At 67.8% G+C, this 18467-nt stretch carries 18 protein-coding genes; 11 read left to right on the top strand and 7 right to left on the bottom strand.

Translation table 11 applies throughout. The features are described 5' to 3' along the window. Window positions 1-28: 28 nt before the first annotated feature. Complete coding sequence (locus tag CRT60_RS29865) at window positions 29-352, bottom strand: FAD assembly factor SdhE (protein WP_098740077.1); 324 nt, start codon at window positions 350-352, stop codon at window positions 29-31. Window positions 353-575: 223 nt separating this feature from the next. Between CRT60_RS29865 and sugE the strand changes: the two genes are divergently transcribed. Then, window positions 576-893 carry a quaternary ammonium compound efflux SMR transporter SugE gene (gene sugE, locus CRT60_RS29860; RefSeq protein ID WP_098740076.1) on the top strand — a complete coding sequence of 106 codons (318 nt, stop codon included), beginning with the start codon at window positions 576-578 and terminating at the stop codon, window positions 891-893. Between the two features lie 13 nt (window positions 894-906). On the opposite strand, the gene CRT60_RS29855 is transcribed toward sugE, so the two are convergent. The 4 genes from CRT60_RS29855 to tldD all read right to left on the bottom strand — a co-directional run bounded on the left by CRT60_RS29855 (window position 907) and on the right by tldD (window position 4164). After that, on the bottom strand, window positions 907-1446 hold the full coding sequence (locus tag CRT60_RS29855) for a glycine cleavage system transcriptional repressor (RefSeq protein ID WP_098740075.1): 540 nt from the start codon (window positions 1444-1446) through the stop codon (window positions 907-909). A 247-nt stretch (window positions 1447-1693) separates the two neighbouring features. Next, window positions 1694-1981: an immunity protein Tsi6 family protein gene (locus CRT60_RS29850; protein ID WP_098740074.1), complete on the bottom strand. Its 288-nt coding sequence runs from the start codon at window positions 1979-1981 to the stop codon at window positions 1694-1696. Between the two features lie 32 nt (window positions 1982-2013). Next, the gene (locus CRT60_RS29845; protein WP_098740073.1) at window positions 2014-2574 is read right to left on the bottom strand and encodes a polymorphic toxin type 46 domain-containing protein; all 561 of its coding nucleotides are present in this window, start codon (window positions 2572-2574) and stop codon (window positions 2014-2016) included. A gap of 156 nt (window positions 2575-2730) precedes the next feature. Beyond that, window positions 2731-4164: a metalloprotease TldD gene (gene tldD / locus CRT60_RS29840; protein ID WP_098740072.1), complete on the bottom strand. Its 1434-nt coding sequence runs from the start codon at window positions 4162-4164 to the stop codon at window positions 2731-2733. Between the two features lie 230 nt (window positions 4165-4394). Here tldD and CRT60_RS29835 point away from each other — a divergent pair, with 230 nt between their 5' ends. From CRT60_RS29835 to CRT60_RS29790, 10 genes are all read left to right on the top strand, one after another. Beyond that, complete coding sequence (locus tag CRT60_RS29835) at window positions 4395-5780, top strand: DUF3422 family protein (protein WP_244592839.1); 1386 nt, start codon at window positions 4395-4397, stop codon at window positions 5778-5780. A gap of 581 nt (window positions 5781-6361) precedes the next feature. Beyond that, on the top strand, window positions 6362-7210 hold the full coding sequence (gene coxB / locus CRT60_RS29830) for a cytochrome c oxidase subunit II (RefSeq protein WP_098740071.1): 849 nt from the start codon (window positions 6362-6364) through the stop codon (window positions 7208-7210). A 120-nt stretch (window positions 7211-7330) separates the two neighbouring features. Then, complete coding sequence (gene ctaD, locus CRT60_RS29825; RefSeq protein WP_098740070.1) at window positions 7331-8950, top strand: cytochrome c oxidase subunit I; 1620 nt, start codon at window positions 7331-7333, stop codon at window positions 8948-8950. A 150-nt stretch (window positions 8951-9100) separates the two neighbouring features. Beyond that, a complete protein-coding gene (cyoE, locus tag CRT60_RS29820) occupies window positions 9101-10012 on the top strand; it encodes a heme o synthase (RefSeq protein ID WP_098740069.1) in 912 nt (303 codons plus the stop codon). Beyond that, window positions 10009-10194, top strand: coding sequence for a hypothetical protein (locus CRT60_RS36555; protein ID WP_098740068.1), 186 nt, complete (start codon window positions 10009-10011; stop codon window positions 10192-10194). Before cyoE ends, CRT60_RS36555 begins: the two co-directional genes overlap by 4 nt. Next, window positions 10194-10838, top strand: coding sequence for a cytochrome c oxidase assembly protein (locus CRT60_RS29810; protein ID WP_098740067.1), 645 nt, complete (start codon window positions 10194-10196; stop codon window positions 10836-10838). The genes CRT60_RS36555 and CRT60_RS29810 overlap by 1 nt, the downstream gene beginning before the upstream one ends. Before the next feature lie 21 nt (window positions 10839-10859). Next, window positions 10860-11735: a cytochrome c oxidase subunit 3 gene (locus CRT60_RS29805; RefSeq protein ID WP_204562106.1), complete on the top strand. Its 876-nt coding sequence runs from the start codon at window positions 10860-10862 to the stop codon at window positions 11733-11735. 69 nt (window positions 11736-11804) lie between these two features. After that, on the top strand, window positions 11805-12176 hold the full coding sequence (locus CRT60_RS29800; RefSeq protein WP_098740066.1) for a DUF983 domain-containing protein: 372 nt from the start codon (window positions 11805-11807) through the stop codon (window positions 12174-12176). After that, the gene (locus tag CRT60_RS29795; protein WP_098740065.1) at window positions 12173-12997 is read left to right on the top strand and encodes an SURF1 family protein; all 825 of its coding nucleotides are present in this window, start codon (window positions 12173-12175) and stop codon (window positions 12995-12997) included. Before CRT60_RS29800 ends, CRT60_RS29795 begins: the two co-directional genes overlap by 4 nt. Further along, on the top strand, window positions 12975-14462 hold the full coding sequence (locus CRT60_RS29790) for a carboxypeptidase M32 (RefSeq protein WP_098740064.1): 1488 nt from the start codon (window positions 12975-12977) through the stop codon (window positions 14460-14462). The genes CRT60_RS29795 and CRT60_RS29790 overlap by 23 nt, the downstream gene beginning before the upstream one ends. Window positions 14463-14874: 412 nt before the next feature. Here the strand turns inward: CRT60_RS29790 and trpE are convergent, their stop codons facing one another. Continuing rightward, on the bottom strand, window positions 14875-16386 hold the full coding sequence (trpE, locus tag CRT60_RS29785) for an anthranilate synthase component I (RefSeq protein ID WP_098740063.1): 1512 nt from the start codon (window positions 16384-16386) through the stop codon (window positions 14875-14877). A gap of 41 nt (window positions 16387-16427) precedes the next feature. Then, window positions 16428-18308, bottom strand: a complete 1881-nt coding sequence (locus CRT60_RS29780) for a SurA N-terminal domain-containing protein (protein ID WP_098740062.1) — start codon at window positions 18306-18308, stop codon at window positions 16428-16430. Window positions 18309-18467 lie beyond the last annotated feature (159 nt).

The following is an 18467-nucleotide window of genomic DNA, read 5'->3' as shown; positions in this document are numbered from 1 at the left end:
CTCCGTCGGGAGCCTTGACCGGGCTCCGTCAGGAGCCTTGACGTGGTGTGTAACGGAACGCCGTCAACAGGCGCATCACATCGCTGTCATGCTCCGCCGGGACCGGCTCGCGGCCCGACATCCAGTCGTAGAGGTCGGGATCGCCAAGCTCCAGCAGCGCCTCGAAGCGGTCGAGCATGGCGTGGTCGAACTCGCCGACATGGGCGTCGGCGAAGCTTCCCATCAGCAGGTCCATCTCGCGCGTGCCGCGGTGCCAGGAGCGGAAGCGCAGCCGCTTGCGCCGGTTTTCAAGCGATTCGGCCTTCTCGGGAGCCGGTGCCTCGGAAGCCGTGTGGGGGCCGTTTTCGGTCATTGCTGTCCAACGTCGAAAGCCCCCAGCGCCACCAGCGGCGAAGGGGGAACCATTCAGGAACCCCATCCTGCACGGGCCGGCGTGGCGATGCAACATTCCCCGCCCGTCTTGACTGGGCATGCCGCCTGTCCTATCTGCGGTCTGGCCCGCGGGGACGACCCCGCCGATTGCAGAGGCAAACCGGGTGGGGACGACCCCGCCATTCCAGGACGGAGGTACCGTCATGGCGTGGGTCACGCTGTTCTTCGCCGGTCTTTTCGAAATCGGTTGGGCCGTCGGCCTGAAATACACCGAAGGCTTCACCCGTCTGGTCCCCAGCGTGCTGACCGCCGCGGCGATGCTGGCAAGCATCCTGCTGCTGGGGGCGGCGCTGAAGACCCTGCCGCTCGGCACCGCCTATGCGGTGTGGACGGGCATCGGCACGGTCGGCACCGCCCTGCTCGGCATGATGCTGTTCGGCGAACCCGCCGGCGCGCTGCGTCTGCTGTGCATCGCGGCAATCGTCGGCGGGATCGTCGGGCTGAAAGTCCTGCATGGGTGAGGGGGAAGCCCCCTCACAGCGCCTCCGCCCGGCAGGTCAGCCCCAGCGTTTCCGCGGTGTTGGCCACCGCCGACAGGCAGACCTCCGCCCGTTCCGGCGGGATCGAAACCGAGAAGCGCAGGACATAGCGCTCGCCGGCGCGGTCGGGCAGGGTCTGTGCGTCCAGCCGCACGATGTTGGCGTCGAACTGGGTGAAGATCTCCGACAGGCGGGCGACGAGGCCGGGCTGGTCGCCGCCCGACACCTCGACGCGGTGGGTGACCATCGCCTGCGGACCCGGCTGGGGATCGAAGGCGAAGGGAGTGACCTTCACCTCGGCGCCGGCCAGGACGGGCAGGGACGACAGGCTGGCCTGGACCTCCGCCACCGTCAGGCCGCCGGGCAATTCGCAGACGGCGGAGAACTCGGCCCCGCTGCCCAGCGAGGCGAAGGTGGCGTCGCGCAGGTTGATGCCCTGGTCGAACAGGTGGCTGGTGATGCCGGACACCAGCCCGACCCGGTCGGGGCAGAAGGTGGAAACCAGGGCCAGCCCAGCCGTCGATTCCGTCGCCATCGCACATCTCCCGTTTTGTTTTTCTTCGACGGGCACGGGTTCGGCCGTGCCGTCCGGAAGGGCGATCATCGAAGCGCGGTGCCGGGAACGCCAGCACAAAATGGCACCCATACCGGCAAGCCAATGACTTGACTTGCCGTATTGCGTTCAAACGCCACGCAGGCTTTTCCGCGCCCATGTGGGCGCGCCGCCGCCGTCGCGGCGTCCAGGGAACGCTTGAAGAGGTCACTTCAAGCGTTCCCTGGTATCAGAAGCCGAACAGCCGGCGGGCCGCGGCGCTGATGGCGTGAAGCTCCGCCGCCAGCGCCGGATCGACATCGTCGACATAATGGGAGGCGAGCAGGCCGAAATTCAGCTCGTCGGCGCGGTCGAGCCGCTCGGCCCCGTCCCGCGCCGCCCCGTCCACATACTCCAGCTGGCGCTGGATGCTGGCCAGCCAGCTGTTTTCCGGTTCCCGCCGCGCCAGTGCCGCAACCCCGGCCTGGGCCTGCGCGATGCGGCGGCGCAACTCGTCGGCGGTGGCGATGTCGGGCATGGCGGGACTCCGGGTGCGGGTGGGGCGGCGGGTTACTGTACCAGACCGCCGCTGGTGACGCCGGCCTTCACGCTGTTCGGCACCACGACCTGGGCGCAGCCGCCTGCCGTCTGCACGCTGGTGCCGGGGGTGGTCCAGCTGTCGACGATGGGGGCGGCAACCGACTTCAGCCCCTGGCCGGCGGGCAGGACCGCCTTGTACTCGGCCCGGCCGGCGCCGGAGATGCCGAGGCAGTCGGGCGTCGCCGTCACCACGGGCGAGAAGAAGTTGCCGAAGCGGACGCTGTCATAGCCGGTGCGGACATACTGGTACCAGCCGGTGCCGGCGGCGACGTCGATCACCTCCAGCGGCTTGGAGAAATCGATTCCCTTGGAATCGTCGGCATAGCGGGCGGAGGTGAGATCGGTGGAGGCATAGAAATAGCTCGCCACCACCACGCGGGCGTTCAGCTGGTCGGCGCTGGCGCCGGGGGCTTTGGCGGCGGTCACCTGCTCGACGCTCGGGGCGGTCTGGGCATAGCCGGGAAGGGCCGCTGCCAGCGTCAGTCCGAACGCGAGCGTCGCAGCCCTGAAAATGTGCGAAAAAGAATGCATCGGTATTCATCCAATCCGGAAAGTTGAAAAACTCCGGGATGACGATACCGATGCAATCGGGGGCTCCAAACCCGAAATGCCAAAAGGCCCCAAATACGAAAAGGGCCGGACCGCAGAAGCGATCCGGCCCCATCTCAGGGACTGTCGTGCTGTGTGTCAGGCGGCGGTGCCGCCGACCGTCAGGCCTTCCAGCTTCAGCGTCGGCTGGCCGACGCCGACCGGCACGCCCTGGCCGTCCTTGCCGCAGGTGCCGACGCCGGGGTCGAGGCGGCTGTCGTTGCCGATCATCGACACGCGGGTCAGGCTGTCCGGGCCGTTGCCGATCAGGGTGGCGCCCTTCACCGCCGGCCCCAGCTTGCCGTCCTCGATCAGGTAGGCTTCGCTGGCCGAGAAGACGAACTTGCCGTTGGTGATGTCCACTTGGCCGCCGCCGAAGTTCTTGGCGTAGATGCCCTTCTTGACCGAGGCGATGATCTCGTCCGGGCTGTGGTTGCCGTTGCGCATCACCGTGTTGGTCATGCGCGGCATCGGGTTGTAGGCGAAGCTCTGGCGCCGGCCGTTGCCGGTCGGGCGCATGCCCATCAGGCGGGCGTTCATGCGGTCCTGCATGAAGCCGACCAGGATGCCGTCCTCGATCAGCGTGGTGCACTGGCCGGGCGTGCCCTCGTCGTCGACGCTGATCGAGCCGCGCGAGTTCTCGATGGTGCCGTCATCGACGATGGTGACGCCGGGGGCGGCGATGCGCTGGCCCAGCAGGCCGGAGAAGGCGGAGGTTTTCTTGCGGTTGAAGTCGCCCTCCAGCCCGTGGCCGATGGCCTCGTGCAGCAGGATGCCGGGCCAGCCGCTGCCCAGCACCACCGTCATCTCGCCGGCCGGGGCGGGGACGGAGGACAGGTTGACCAGAGCCTGCCGCAGCGCCTCGTCGACGAAGCCGCGCCAGGTTTCCGGCTGGATGTAGTGCTCGTAGGTGACCCGGCCGCCGCCGCCATAGCCGCCGGTCTCCATCCGGTCGCCCTCGGCCACCACGACCGAGACGTTCAGGCGCACCAGCGGGCGCAGGTCGGCGACGCGCACGCCGTCGGCGCGCAGGATCTGCACCGCCTGCCATTCGCCGCTGATCGAGCAGCTGACCTGCCGGACGCGCTCGTCCTTGGCGCGGGCATAGGCGTCGATGTCGGCCAGCAGCTTCACCTTCTCTTCGAAGGGGACGAGGTGCAGGGGGTTGTCGGGGATGTAGAGCGCGCGGTTGGTGCCGGCCGGCGGCTCGGCCAGCGTGCCGGTGTGGCCGGCCTGCACGGCGCGCACGGTGGCGGCTGCGCGGCGGATCGCCTCCTCCGACAGGTTGCTGGCGTGGGCGTAGCCGGTCGCCTCGCCGGCGATGGCGCGCAGGCCGAAGCCCTGGGTGGTGTCGAAGCTGGCGGATTTCAGCTTCCCATCGTCCCAGCCCAGCGACTCGCTCTGGGCATATTCGAGGTAGAGCTCCCCATCGTCGGCACTGTGCAGGGCGTCCTGCACGACGCCTTCCACGCGGGCGCGGTCCATGCCGGCGCGGTTGAAGAAGAGATCGTCGGTGACGGCAAGCGCGCTCATGAAAACTCCGAACCTGTGATGGGGCGGAACCCGGCCTGCCCGGCCCGCGGGGAGTAGCGGCCTTGTTCCAAGGTAGGACACAGTGTCATAGCGGGCGATCTCGCGCCGCACCGTACGATGTGTTCTAACGGACGGACTATAGTGTGGCGACGCTGGCGCGATCCGGCAAGTTCGCCGATGCCTGATTGTGTAACCTGACGGTGGGCGGTGCCGGGATGGCGGAGGGGATCATGACCGACGGTGTGGCGCGGACGACAGCCGATACCCTGAACCGCGCCGGCCTGACCGGAGCCGGAGCCGGCGGCGCCATGTCCGGCCCGCGCCCGCTGCGCGACCATCCGCTGCGCCAGACGCTCACCAACGAGGTGCATGCCCGCCCGCCGGAGGCGCTGGCCGCCCCGGTGCGCGCCACCATGCTGGCGATGCTGTCGGGCGAAGGGGCGGCGGAGGCCGACCGCCGGCATCTGGAGGCGCTGTGCGACTGGGCCGGCGTGGTCCGTCCGCCGCAGGGCGCCACCCACCACAGCGCCTCCTTCGGCAGCTTCAACCTGAAGTGGGAGCGGCACACCGAGTTTTCGACCTGGACGGTCTTCCGTCCCAGCGCCATGCCGGCCGGCTCCGTCGTCGACCCCTTCGTAGATCCGGCGCTGCACGCTCTGCCGCGCGACTGGCTGGCCGGGCTGCCGGGCGAACTGCTGGTCGGCATCCATGTCGCGGTGCTCGACCCCGACACGCCCGAGCCGTCGGCCAACATGATGGCGGCGATGTTCGGCTCGGAAAGCTATGTCGGGTCGCGAATCGCCGGCCGCTCGGCCACCGCCTGGACCGACTTCCGCATCCATGGCGACGGCTTCTCCCGCATGCTGGTCGCCGACCATTCGATGACGCCGCGCCAGACCGGCCGCGTCGTCCAGCGCCTGCTGGAGATCGAGACCTACCGCGTGCTGGCCCTGCTGGCCCTGCCGATGGCGCGCGGCGTGCTGCCGCGAATCGGCCCGATCGAGGCCGGGCTGGCCGAGGTCACCGCCCGCATCGCCAGCCTCCGTGGCTTGCAGGACGAGCGCGACCTGCTCGACCGCCTGACCCTGCTGGCGGCGCAGACCGAGCAGATCGCCGCCGAGACCGCCTATCGATTCGGCGCCGCCCGCGCCTACCACGAGCTGGTGGAGCGGCGAATCGAGGAACTGCGCGAGATCCGGATCGAGGGGTTGCAGACCGTCCAGGAGTTCATGGACCGCCGCCTGACCCCGGCGATCCGCACCTGCGAGGCGGTGGAGGAGCGGCTCGATTCTCTGTCGCAGCGCGTCGCGCGGGCCAGCACGCTGCTGCGCACCCGCGTCGAGATCGCGGTGGAAGGGCAGAATGCCGAGCTGCTCCAGTCGATGGACCGCCGCGCGCAGTTGCAGCTTCGCCTGCAGGAGACGGTCGAGGGGCTGTCGGTGGTGGCGATCAGCTATTACCTCGTCGGCATCGTCGGCTATGCGGCCAAGGGCTTGAAAGGCTTCGGATTCAAGGTCGATCCCGACCTGCTGGTCGGGCTGATGATCCCCATCGTCATCGCCTTCGTCTGGTCGGGCGTCAGGCGGATTCGCAAGGTGCTGGTCGGCGGGCATTGACCGGCGCGGCAGCCGCCTGTCCGTTCTGTTGACGGTGCCGCAAGACCCTCCTTAACCGGGCGAAGCCGGGCCTGGAGGGCAGGCTTGCGCCGCCTATCACCTTCGCATATCTGGCGGGACGCCCGGACCTCGCCCATCCTTCAGTCCTGAGTCGCGCTCCACCGCCGCAACAATCCTGCGCGCCAGGACTTGAGCGCTCCCATTCATTTCCCGAAGCCAACCCTGAGAAAATCAGCTGGTCCAACGGACTGCGGCGGAATGCCGCATGGCATGACCCCTGTTTCCGCTCAACCTTTGTTCCCACGGTTCATCTGACTGTGAGGAAAAGTCTATGCAAACGATGGGGCAATCGGTGGGAGAGAGGAAAGGCTTGTAACCCAGCGGGGCACGGGGATAAGCTCCGGCTGCGGGTATATGTCGCGCTAAGATGGCGTGATCCCTGCATAAACTGACGTTCGCTGATAAGCCCAACTATGGACCGCGCGAACAGAAACCGGTCCGGATCAACAGGGCGGAGGGAGCGTCGGCGGGAGAGACGACCGCGGGCCATGACGAGCGTCGCGGCTAAGAAGGGGTTGGGGATGAGAAGGCAAAGCCTGTACGCCGCCGGCCTGGCGGCGGTCCTGTCGATGGTGGGCGGCTGGAGCACGGCCGCCCTGGCGAACGAGCCGCGACCGTGGGAAATGGGCATGCAGCCCTCCGCCTCGCCGGTCAAACACCTGATGACCTCGTTCAACGACCTGCTGACCGTCGTCATCACGCTGATCGTGATCTTCGTCGCGGGGCTGATGGCCTATTGCGTCGTCCGGTTCAACGCGAAGAGGAACCCGGTCCCGTCCAGGACCTCGCACCACACGCTGCTCGAGGTCGCCTGGACCGTGGTCCCGGTCATCATCCTGATCGTGATCGCCGTTCCGTCCTTCAAGCTGCTCTATGCGGCGGAACGCATTCCGCAGGCCGACATGACCATCAAGGTCATCGGCCACCAGTGGTACTGGGATTACGAATATCCCGACCACGGCAACATCACCTTTTCCAGCTACATGATCGCCGAAGCCGACCTGAAGCCCGGCCAGAAGCGCCTGCTGGAGGTCGACAACCGCGTGGTCGTTCCGGTCAACACCACCGTCCGCGTGCTGGTGACGGCCGGCGACGTGATCCATTCCTGGGCGGTTCCCGCCTTCGGCCTGAAGAAGGACGGCGTGCCCGGCCGCATCAACGAGACCTGGTTCAAGGCCGAGCGCGAAGGCGTCTATTACGGCCAGTGCTCCGAGATCTGCGGCACCAACCACGGCTTCATGCCGATCGCGGTGGAAGCCGTGTCGAAAGAGGCGTTCGACGCCTGGGTCGCCAAGGCCAAGACGGCCTACGCTCCCAAGGACGGTGACCGCGACGTGGCGCAGCGCCCGACCGGAACGCTGGTCGAATAAGCGGACTTCGCTCAAGCCCGCCCCAGGGACGACGCGATAAGAAGAACCCAACCCAGCTGCCGGCGCTCCGCGACAGACCGGATCGGACGGCGGCCAGGGACAGCGACAAAGGGTAGAGACATGGCAAACGCCACACCGGGACATGGTGAGCATGTGGGTGACCATGGGCACGGGCATGACGATCATCACGTCCCCGGCTTCGTGCAGCGCTGGTTCTATTCGACCAACCACAAGGACATCGGCACGCTCTATCTGATCTTCTCGGTCATCGCCGGGCTGATCGGCGGCCTGTTCTCCGTCATCATGCGGGCGGAGCTTCAGTCGCCGGGGCTGCAATTCGTTTCCGACGGCCAGATGTGGAACGTGCTGATCACGGCGCACGGCCTGATCATGGTGTTCTTCGTGGTGATGCCGGCGCTGATCGGCGGGTTCGGCAACTGGTTCGTGCCGCTCATGATCGGCGCGCCCGACATGGCGTTCCCGCGCATGAACAACATCAGCTTCTGGCTGATCGTGCCGGCCTTCCTGCTGCTGCTGGGCTCCGCCTTCGTCGGCACCGGTGCCGGCACCGGTTGGACGATCTACCCGCCGCTGTCCTCGCCGCTGGGGCATAGCGGGCCGTCGGTCGACATGGCGATCTTCGCCCTGCATCTGGCCGGCGCCAGCTCGATCCTGGGTGCTGTGAACTTCATCACCACCATCTTCAACATGCGGGCACCCGGCATGACGCTGCACAAGATGCCGCTGTTCGTCTGGGCGATGCTGGTGACGGCCTTCCTGCTGCTGCTGGCGGTCCCGGTCCTGGGCGGCGCCATCACCATGCTGCTGACCGACCGCAACTTCGGCACCACCTTCTTCAACCCCGAAGGCGGCGGCGACCCGATCCTGTTCCAGCATCTGTTCTGGTTCTTCGGCCACCCCGAAGTCTACATCATGATCCTGCCGGCCTTCGGCATCATCAGCCACATCGTGTCGACCTTCTCCAAGAAGCCGGTGTTCGGCTATCTCGGCATGGCCTATGCCATGGTCGCCATCGGCGTGGTCGGCTTCGTCGTGTGGGCGCACCACATGTACACGGTCGGTCTGGACGTCAACACCAAGGCCTACTTCACCGCCGCCACCATGATCATCGCGGTGCCGACCGGCGTGAAGATCTTCTCGTGGATCGCCACCATGTGGGGCGGGTCGATCGAGTTCCGGGTGCCGATGCTGTGGGCGCTGGGCTTCATCTTCCTGTTCACGGTCGGCGGCGTCACCGGCGTGGTGCTGGCGAACGGCGGTCTCGACAACTACATGCACGACACCTACTACGTCGTGGCGCACTTCCACTATGTGCTGTCGCTGGGTGCCGTGTTCTCGATCTTCGCCGGCTGGTACTACTGGATCGGCAAGATGTCGGGACGCCAGTATCCGGAGTTCTGGGGCAAGGTCCATTTCTACACCACCTTCGTCGGCGTCAATCTGGTGTTCTTCCCGCAGCACTTCCTCGGCCTGTCGGGCATGCCCCGCCGCATCCCGGACTATCCGGATGCCTTCTGGGGCTGGAACATGATCTCGTCGCTGGGCGCCTACCTCTCCTTCGCCTCCACCCTGCTGTTCGTGTGGATCGCCTGGAAGACCCTGCGCAGCGGCGAGCGGGTGCCGGGCGCCTATTGGGGGCCGCAGGCCGGCACGCTGGAATGGACGGTCAGCTCGCCGCCCCCGTTCCACGCGTTCGAGACGTTGCCCCAGGTCAAGTAAGCGTGCTAACGGGCGGGCGTCGCCGTGAAGGAGGCGCCCGTCCGACAAAAAGGACCGACCCGAGCAGCCCGAAAATGGGCGCCGGTGTGGAGGGTGCCGGGGTGACAACTTTTTGTTGGAAGTCCCGGGGTTAGAAGACAAGGACATGATATGACGGACGTGACGAACGAACTGGCGCTCAACCACACAGGGGGCGCGTCGGCCGGTGACTTCATCGAGCTGCTCAAGCCGCGGGTCATGTCGCTTGTGGTCTTCACCGGGCTGGCCGGCATCGTGCTGGCGCCCGGCCACATCCATCCTTTCCTGGCCTTGGTCGCCGTCCTGTGCATCGCCGTCGGCGCCGGGGCGTCGGGTGCCATCAACATGTGGTACGACCGCGACATCGACGCGGTGATGACCCGCACGGTGAAGCGCCCGATCCCGTCGGGCCGCGTCGAGCCGGCCGAGGCTCTCGGCTTCGGCGTCACCCTGTCGGTCCTGTCGGTGGTGGTGATGGGGCTGGCGGTGAACTGGACCGCATCGGCGCTGCTGGCGCTGACCATCGGCTTCTACATCTTCGTCTACACCATGTGGCTGAAGCGCCGGACCCCGCAGAACATCGTGATCGGCGGGGCTGCCGGCGCCTTCCCGCCGATGATCGGCTGGGCCGCCGTGACTGGCAGCGTCGATCTGCCGTCGATCCTGCTGTTCCTGCTGATCTTCCTGTGGACGCCGCCGCATTTCTGGGCTCTGGCCCTGTTCCGCAACGGCGACTACACCCGCGCCGGAGTGCCGATGATGCCGGTGGTGGCGGGCGAGGCGGCGACCAAGCGGCAGATGCTGCTCTACACGCTGATCCTGCTGCCGGTGGCCGCGGCGCCGTCCTTTGTCGGCATCGCCGGTCCGGTCTATCTGGCGGTGTCGGCCATCCTCGGCCTGATGTTCGTCGGCTGCGCCGTCCGCGTCCTGCGGGCAAACGACGACAAGCCGGCCAAGAAGATGTTCGGCTTCTCGATCCTGTACCTGTTCCTGCTGTTCGCCGTGATGATGGGCGAGCGGCTTATCCTTGGAGGGTGGGCATGACGGTGATGGAACGCGACGACCTGACCGATACCCGCAACTCCGTCGAAGAGCAGCGCCGGCAGGAGACCGCCCTGCGGGCCAAGAAGCTGCGCGGGCGCAATCTGGCCGTTCTGGCGGCCTTGCTGGCCCTGGTGGTCCTGTTCTATGCGATCACCGTCGTCCGGATGGGCGGGGCGCACTGATGAACCGGCCTGACGACAGGCTGCGCCGCCGCAACCGTCTCCTCCTCGGCACGCTGTTCGGGCTGGTGGCGGGGATGATCGGGCTGACCTATGCGTCGGTCCCGCTCTACAACCTGTTCTGCTCGGTCACCGGCTTCGGCGGCACCACCCAGCGGGCCGAACAGGCCGCGGCGCGCGTCGTCGGGCGCACGGTGACCGTCCGCTTCAACGCCGACACCAACTCGGCCCTTCCCTGGGGCTTCCGGCCGGAGCAGAAGGATCTGGTGCTGAAGCTGGGCGAGACCGGCTTCGCCGCCTACCGGGCGGAGAATCGCGGGAAGGCGCCGACCGTCGGCACCGCCGTCTACAACGTCACGCCGGAAAAGGCGGGCGCCTATTTCAACAAGATGCAGTGCTTCTGCTTCACCGAACAGGTCCTCGAACCCGGTCAGGTCGTGGACATGCCGGTGACCTTCTTCGTCGACCCGTCGATGGCCGACGATCCGAACATGGACGACGTGAGCACCATCACGCTGTCCTACACCTTCTTCCGCGCCAAGGACAGCGAGGCCAGGCTGGCACAGCACACGGCCGCCGCATCCACGTCCCCGGCGCCGGAATCAGGAAAACAAAAGGCGGAGCCGGGGGCGACCGCCACAAACTGAACCATATGGGGTAGTGAGACGATGGCCGACATCACCCACGGGCAAATGCCGCACGCCGAACCGTCAGCCCATGAACCGGGCGCCGGCATCCCGCATCCCTACCATCTGCTGAAGCCGAGCCCCTGGCCGCTGATCGGCGCCTTTTCCGGCGGGCTTCTGGCGACCGGCCTGGTCATCTTCATGCATGGCGGCGGCAAGCTGCTGATGATCCTGGGCGTGCTGGCCATCCTGGTGACGATGTTCGGCTGGTGGCGGTCGGTCATCCGCGAGTCGGTGGTGGAGCATGCCCACACCCCAGTGGTGAAGATCGGCCTGCGCTATGGCATGGCGCTGTTCATCGCGTCGGAGGTGATGTTCTTCGCCGCCTTCTTCTGGGCCTTCTTCCATGCGGCGCTGGAGCCGAAGGTGTCGCCGCTCAACCCCGACGCCATCTGGCCGCCGCCGAATGTGCATGTCATCGACGCCTTCGACATGCCGCTGATGATGACGCTGACCCTGCTGCTGTCCGGCGTCACCGTGACCTGGGCGCACCATGCCATCATCGAGGGGCAGAACCGCACGGCGGCCAAGGCGCTGGGCCTGACCGTGCTGCTCGGCGTCCTGTTCAGCTTCTTCCAGGTCTATGAGTACGTCCACGCCTCCTTCAAGTTCACCGACGGCATCTTCCCCTCGACCTTCTACATGGCGACCGGCTTCCACGGCTTCCATGTGCTGGTCGGCACCATCTTCCTGGCGGTGTGCTGGTTCCGCACGAACAAGGGGCACTTCACCCCGGAAAGCCATTTCGGCTTCGAGGCGGCGGCCTGGTACTGGCACTTCGTCGACGTCGTCTGGCTGTTCCTGTTCGTGTCGGTCTACTGGTGGGGCGGTCACGGCGGCGTGGTCGCCGTTCACTGACGCGACCGGTGCCGAGCCGTTCCGGCGGCCTGTATCGTTGCCGGAACGGTCCGAACGGGAGGTGATGGCGTGATCGATCTTTACCCCAGGGTTTCGCCCTTGTCGGCGGGCCTCCGCAGCGTCTGCCCGCGCTGCGGCAAGGGACGGCTGTACGACGGCTACCTGACGGTGGCGGAGCGCTGCAATGTCTGCGACCTGGATTTTTCGCAGGTCGACAGCGGCGACGGGCCGGCGGTCTTCCTGATCTTCATCCTGGGCTTCCTCGTGGTGCCTGTGGCGCTCTGGGTATCGATGACGGTGGACTGGCCGCTGTGGCTGCATGCCATCGTCTGGAGCATCGTCGTGCTTGGCCTGACGCTGGGCATGCTGCGGCCGGCCAAGGCCGCCGTGATCGCCCTCCAATACCGCTACCGCCGCAGCGAAGTGGAGAAGGGCTCTTGAGCGCAACCGCGGTCGAGACGGCGGGGCGGCGGCATTTCCGCCCGACGCTGGCAGCGACCTTGGTCACGCTGGCCGGGCTTGCGGTCACCATCGGGCTCGGCACATGGCAGCTGGAGCGGCTGCACTGGAAGCAGGAGCTGATCGCCCGGATCGACCGGCAGATGGCCGCGCCGCCCGCGCCGCTGCCCGCCCGGATCGACGACCCCGCCGCCTGGGAGTTCCGGCCGGTGACGCTCGCCGGGCATTTCCTGAACGACAAGGACCTGCTGGTGATCGCCCGCCCGCACCAGGGGCAGGTCGGCTACGAGGTGCTGACCCCGTTCGAAAGGGCGGACGGGGCCGGCATCCTGCTGGTCAACCGCGGCTTCGTGCCGATGGACCGCCGCGATCCGGCGACCCGCGCCGCCGCGCGGGTGGAGGGCGAGACGACCGTCAGGGGCATCGTCCGCGTGCCGCAGCCGCCCGGCTTCTTCCAGCCCGGCAACGGCACCCCGGCGCCGGGTTCCGCCTGGATGCGCGCCGATCCGCCGGCAATGGCCGCCGCGCTGTCGCTAAGCGGCGTGGCGCCCGTGGTGGTGGAGATGCTGCCGGGGCAGGGGGGCGGTAATGGGAGCAGCAACGGGAGCAGGCTGCCCGGTGCGCCGGCCGGCACCCTGGCGGGGATCGAGCCGCGGGTGGAGCTGCCGAACAACCATTTGCAGTATGCCTTGACCTGGTACGGGCTTGCGGTGACGCTCGCCGGGATCTACGTGCTGTCACAGCGCAAGCGCGCCGACACCGGAACCGACGGACGACCCGATGACCGCATATCAGGAGCTTGAACGCCGCCACGCCCGCATCGCCGCCATCGGCGACGCACTGGGCATTCTCGGCTGGGACACCCAGACGATCATGCCGGAGGGGGCCAACGACGGCCGGGCGGAGCAGACCGCGACCCTGTCGGTGATCGCCCACGAGCTGGCGACCGACCCGCGCATGGGCGATCTGCTGGCGGAGGCGGAGGGCGACGGCAGCCTCGACGCCTGGCAGCGCGCCAACCTGCGCGAGATGCGCCGCCACCACATCCAGGCCACCGCCGTTCCCGCCGATCTGGTCGAGGCGACCAGCAAGGCGGTCTCGGTCTGCGAGATGACGTGGCGCGCCGCACGGGCGGAGAGCGACTATGCCAAGCTGCTGCCCTCGCTGACCGAGGTTCTGGCCCGCGTCCGCGAAGGGGCCGAGGCGCTCGGGTCGGTGATGGGGATCAGCGCCTATGACGCGCTGCTCGACAGCCACGATCCGGGCGCCCGGGCGGAGCGGATCGACGCCCTGTTCGCCGATCTGTCCGGCTTCCTGCCCGACCTGATCGGCCGCGTCCTCGACAAGCAGGCGGCGGCACCGGCGGTGATCGAGCCGCAGGGGCCTTTCGCGGTGGAGAAGCAGCGCGAGCTTGGCGTCCGCATGATGGAGCGGCTGGGCTTCGACTTCCGCCGCGGCCGGTTGGACGTGTCGCTGCATCCCTTCTGCGGCGGGGCCACCGGCGATGTGCGCATCACCACCCGTTACGACGAGGCGAACTTCACCGATGCGCTGATGGGCATCCTGCACGAGACCGGCCATGCGCTGTACGAGCAGGACCGCCCGGCGGCGTGGCTGACCCAGCCGGTCGGCCAGTCCCGCGGCATGGCGGTGCATGAGAGCCAGTCGCTGCTGATGGAGATGCAGGCCTGCCGTTCGGCCGAGTTCATCACCTGGCTGGCGCCGGTGGTGCGCGAGACCTTCGGCGGGGAGGGGCCGGCCTGGGAGGCCGACAATCTGCGCCGCCTCTACAGCCGGGTGGAGCGCGGCTTCATCCGCGTCAATGCCGACGAGGTGACCTATCCCGCCCACATCATCCTGCGCTACCGCCTGGAAAAGGCGCTGGTCGCCGGCGACCTGACCCTGCCGGACCTGCCGGGTGCCTGGAACGACGGCATGGCCGAACTGGTGGGGGTGGTCCCGCCGAACGACCGGCTCGGCTGTTTGCAGGACATCCACTGGCCCGGCGGCGGCTGGGGCTATTTCCCCAGCTACACGCTGGGCGCGATGACCGCGGCCCAGCTGTTCGATGCCGCCAGCACCGCCGATCCGGAGATCGTCCCGGCGCTGTCGCGCGGCGAGTTCGCGCCGCTGGTGAACTGGCTGCGGGTGAACGTCCACCAGACCGGCTGTTTCCACGCCTCCGGCGACGAACTGCTGACCGCGGTGACCGGCCGGCCGCTCGACGCGTCGGTGTTCAAGCGGCATCTGGAGCGGCGGTATCTCTGACCGCCAACTCGCGGGAGGCGTGCGGAAGCCTCTTGGCAAGCGCGGGAAATGGCTTATCTTTAGGGACAGGTGCGCCGAGGTCTGATTCACCCCGACGCACCCATCCGATCAGCGGTTCAGAAGATCAAGGCACGCCTTGACGATCTGCAACAGCAGGATCAGGAGTGTGAGGATTTTGTCCATCCTCTTTCCTCCTTTGTTTGTGTGCGGCGGTGGCGGCCTATCCGCCACCCCGTTCACACACTCCCACTATAGACGCGTGGTTGCAGATGTGTGTGGCGTTGCCGTCCGGTGACGTGCATTTTCCTGTGGATAATCCGGATTGGCGGGAGTGGGCCCGTTGCCTCGCAACCGTTTCCGCATGAAAAAGGCCGCCCATGGGGCGGCCTTTTCGTAGACCCGGCTGTAACGATCACCCGCGCGCGGTGGTGCGCAGGGTCTCCTCGGCGGCGCGGATCAGCGCCATCGACTTGTTGACGGTCTCCTGATACTCGGCTTCCGGGTCGCTGTCGGCGACGACGCCGCCGCCGGCCTGGACATACATCATGCCGTCCTTCAGCACGGCGGTGCGCAACGCGATGCAGGTGTCCATCGCGCCCGACGCGCCGAAATAGCCCACGCAGCCGGCATAGACGCCGCGGCGGGCCTTTTCCAGCTCGTCGATGATCTCCATGGCGCGGACCTTCGGCGCGCCGGACACCGTGCCGGCGGGGAAGCCGGCAACCAGCGCGTCGAGCGCGTCGAACTTCGGATCGAGGTCGCCCTCGACGTTGGAGACGATGTGCATGACGTGGCTGTAAAGCTCCACGATCATCTTGGACGTCACCTTGACCGTGCCGACCTTCGCCACCCGGCCGACATCGTTGCGGCCGAGGTCGAGCAGCATCAGATGCTCGGCCAGCTCCTTCGGATCGCTCAGCAGGTCGGCAGCCAGCGCCTCGTCCTCCGCCGTGGTTGCGCCGCGCTTGCGGGTGCCGGCGATGGGACGGACGGTGACCTTGCCGTCGCGCACGCGCACCAGGATTTCCGGGCTGGAGCCGACGACCGTCAGGTCGCCGAAGTCGCAGTGGAACAGGAAGGGCGACGGGTTGAGGCGGCGCAGCGTGCGGTACAGCGCCAGCGGCGACGGCTTGAAGGGGAAGCGGATGCGCTGGGACGGCACGACCTGGAAGATGTCGCCGGCCCGGATGTACTCCTTCGCCTTCTCCACCATCGCGTGATACTCCTCGCGCGTGGTGTTGGAGGTCCAGGCCAACGGCAACTCGGTTTCCGCCCGCGGCTCCCGCCGGTAGGGCAGGGGGCGTTCCAGATCGGCCAGCGCGTCGGTCAGCCGCTCCCGCGCATCGCCGTAGGCGGTGGCGGCGTCCTTGCCGGGCTTCGGCCAGACCGGGGTCACCAGCGTGATCGAATCGGTGTGGCTGTCGAAGATGGCGACGATGCTGGGCCGGGTCAGGATGGCGTCCGGGATGTTCAGCTCGTCCGGGTTGTTGTCCGGCAGCCGCTCCATCAGGCGGACCATGTCGTAGGTCATGTAGCCGAACAGCCCGGCGGCCATCGGCGGCAGCGCGTCCGGCAGGTCGATCCGGCTCTCGGCGATCAGCGCGCGCAGCTCGTCCAGCGGTGCGTTGCCGAGCGGCTTGAAGGCGTCGCGGTCGTGCAGCGCGTCGCGGTTGATCTCCGCCCGGTTGCCGCGCGACCGCCACACCACGTCCGGCTTGAAGCCGATCACCGAATAGCGGTCGCGCCGCGACCCCGCCCCGCGCTCCGCCGATTCCAGCAGGAAGCCGAAGGGACGGCCGTCCGCCAGCTTCATATAGGCGGAGACCGGGGTCTCCAGATCGCTGACCAGCGTGGTCCACACCACCTGCGGCCGACCGGCGGCGTAAGCGGCATCGAAGCTGGTGTTATCGGGCTGGACCTTCACGGCACGAGACCTCTTGGATTGCTGTCGGCTGCGCCGAAGCCTCAGTTGCTGGCGAAGAACTGGTCGATGCGCTGGCGGTGGATGCGGACCGGATACTTGTCGCGCAGCGCGTTGGTGAACTCCGCCACAAGATCGCTCTCCATCCCCTGTTCGACCGCGGCGCGGACCGGCGCCAGATCGGCGTCGGCGGCCTTCGGATCGGCCGGGATGATCTCCTTCAGGCGGGTGACCACCTGGGCATCGGCGGTGTTGCCGGTGACGACCTCGTTCGGCTTGGCGGCGAACAGCTTGGCGACCAGCTCCGCCGGCAGGCCCTGCACCGCCTGGGCGTCGCGGGTGAAGGGGCTGGTCATGGCGAAGGTGGCGCCGGCCTGGGTGGCGACGTCCTGGGCCGCGGCCTCCGCACCCTGCTTCAGGCTGACGGCGATCTCCTCCGCCTTCTTGGCGGCGCGCTCGGCGCGCTGTTCCTGCTGCCAGTCGGCGATGACCTGCTCGCGCACGTCGGCCAGCGGACGGACGGCGGCGGGGATCACGCTGTCGACGCGGACGGCGGTGAAGTTGCTTCCCTCGCCCTCGGTCAGGTTCGACGTGGCGCCGGTCTTCAGCTGGAAGGCGTTCGGCAGCAGCGCCTTCAGGCCGGGCAGGTCCGGGGCGGCATCCTTGCCGTCCGGGGCCTTGCCGGTGCTGTCGATGGCGGCAACCTTGCTCACCACCAGGCCCTGGGCCTGGGCGACCTCGTCGAGCGACGCGCCGCTGGCCAGCTGGTCCTCGACCCGGTTGGCGATGGAGAAGACGGAGTCGAGCGCCTGCTCCTTCTTCGACTCGGCCGCCAGCTGGTCCCGCACATCCTCGAAGCTCTTGGTCGAGGCCGGGGTGACGCCGGTGACGGCCATGACGTGCCAGCCGAGCGCGCTTCTGATCGGGTCGGAGGGCTTGCCCGACTCCAGCGCGAAGGCGGCGTCGCCGATCTCCGGCAGGTCGGCCTTGGCGATGTTGTCGAGCGTCACCGGCTCGACGCCGGCGTCCTTGGCGGCTTCGGCCAGACCCTTGGCCTTGGCGGCATCGGCGATCTGCTTCGCCTTCGCCTCGTCGTCGGTCACCACCATCTGCACCGAGCGCTTTTCCGGGGCGCCGAACTCGTTCGCGCGCTCCTCATACGCCTTGCGCAGCTGGGCGTCGTCGATCTTGATGTCCTTCGCCAGCGCGTCGGGCGACAGGCGGGCGACCGTGAGGGCGCGGTATTCCGGGGCGGTGAAGCGGACCTGATGGTCGTCGTAGGCCTGCTTGATCGTCGCGTCGTCGGGCACGCCGACATCGCCGATGGAGGCGTTGGGCAGGGTCACCACCTCCGCCACGCGCTTTTCGCCGCGATAGCGGTAGAGGTCCTGCACCAGCGGCTGCGGCGGGGTCAGGCCGGCGGACACAGCGCCGGCGACCAGCTGGCGGGCGGTCTCGCGCTGGATCATCGCGACATAGCCGTCTTCGGTCAGCTGGTTGTTGCGCAGCACCGACCGGAAGATGTTGGGGTCGAACTGGCCCTGCTGGTTGCGGAAGGCCGGCTCGTCGGCGATGCGCAGGCGGACCACCTCCGGCCCGACGGCGATGCCCATGTCGGCGGCGGCGAGGTCGAACAGCGTGCGCTGGATCAGCGATTGCAGCGACTGTTCCAGAAGGCCGAAGCGCTTGGCCTGCTCGGCGGTCAGGTTGCCGCCCAGCATCGGGCGCAGCCGTTCCATCTGCCGGCGGAATTCCTGGTCCAGCGCCTGCTGCCCGATCTCCACCTTGCCGACTTCGGCGACGGTGGTGGGGGTGGAGGAGCGGAACACGTCGCCGATCCCCCAGACGCCGAAGCTGAGGATCAACAGCACGAACAGGATCTTGACGACCCAGGAGCCGGCGAAATTGCGGATGAACTGGAGCATGGGACCCGAATCTAAGCGCGTCGTTCGGCCATCCGGCCGGGGCGGCGCATCATAGATAGGGGAGGGAAGGGCGGCAACAGCCCATTTCCGGCTTGGGCGTCGCCACCGCCATCGCCACTCTTCCCGCGGGAGCCCGGACATGCGAACGCCCCGGCCCCG

Source organism: Azospirillum palustre, from assembly GCF_002573965.1.
In the GTDB taxonomy this organism is placed as follows: domain Bacteria; phylum Pseudomonadota; class Alphaproteobacteria; order Azospirillales; family Azospirillaceae; genus Azospirillum; species Azospirillum palustre.
The sequence above is the reverse complement of the archived record's forward strand: the minus strand, read 5'-3'. Positions and strand labels throughout refer to the sequence as shown.

Bases quoted from the DNA above. Each gene is read 5' to 3' on its own strand.
- CRT60_RS29865 (WP_098740077.1), bottom strand. From the start codon at position 352: ATGACCGAAAACGGCCCCCACACGGCTTCCGAGGCACCGGCTCCCGAG.
- sugE (WP_098740076.1), top strand. From the start codon at position 576: ATGGCGTGGGTCACGCTGTTCTTCGCCGGTCTTTTCGAAATCGGTTGG.
- CRT60_RS29855 (WP_098740075.1), bottom strand. From the start codon at position 1,446: ATGGCGACGGAATCGACGGCTGGGCTGGCCCTGGTTTCCACCTTCTGC.
- CRT60_RS29850 (WP_098740074.1), bottom strand. From the start codon at position 1,981: ATGCCCGACATCGCCACCGCCGACGAGTTGCGCCGCCGCATCGCGCAG.
- CRT60_RS29845 (WP_098740073.1), bottom strand. From the start codon at position 2,574: ATGCATTCTTTTTCGCACATTTTCAGGGCTGCGACGCTCGCGTTCGGA.
- tldD (WP_098740072.1), bottom strand. From the start codon at position 4,164: ATGAGCGCGCTTGCCGTCACCGACGATCTCTTCTTCAACCGCGCCGGC.
- CRT60_RS29835 (WP_244592839.1), top strand. From the start codon at position 4,395: ATGACCGACGGTGTGGCGCGGACGACAGCCGATACCCTGAACCGCGCC.
- coxB (WP_098740071.1), top strand. From the start codon at position 6,362: ATGAGAAGGCAAAGCCTGTACGCCGCCGGCCTGGCGGCGGTCCTGTCG.
- ctaD (WP_098740070.1), top strand. From the start codon at position 7,331: ATGGCAAACGCCACACCGGGACATGGTGAGCATGTGGGTGACCATGGG.
- cyoE (WP_098740069.1), top strand. From the start codon at position 9,101: ATGACGGACGTGACGAACGAACTGGCGCTCAACCACACAGGGGGCGCG.
- CRT60_RS36555 (WP_098740068.1), top strand. From the start codon at position 10,009: ATGACGGTGATGGAACGCGACGACCTGACCGATACCCGCAACTCCGTC.
- CRT60_RS29810 (WP_098740067.1), top strand. From the start codon at position 10,194: ATGAACCGGCCTGACGACAGGCTGCGCCGCCGCAACCGTCTCCTCCTC.
- CRT60_RS29805 (WP_204562106.1), top strand. From the start codon at position 10,860: ATGGCCGACATCACCCACGGGCAAATGCCGCACGCCGAACCGTCAGCC.
- CRT60_RS29790 (WP_098740064.1), top strand. From the start codon at position 12,975: ATGACCGCATATCAGGAGCTTGAACGCCGCCACGCCCGCATCGCCGCC.
- CRT60_RS29780 (WP_098740062.1), bottom strand. From the start codon at position 18,308: ATGCTCCAGTTCATCCGCAATTTCGCCGGCTCCTGGGTCGTCAAGATC.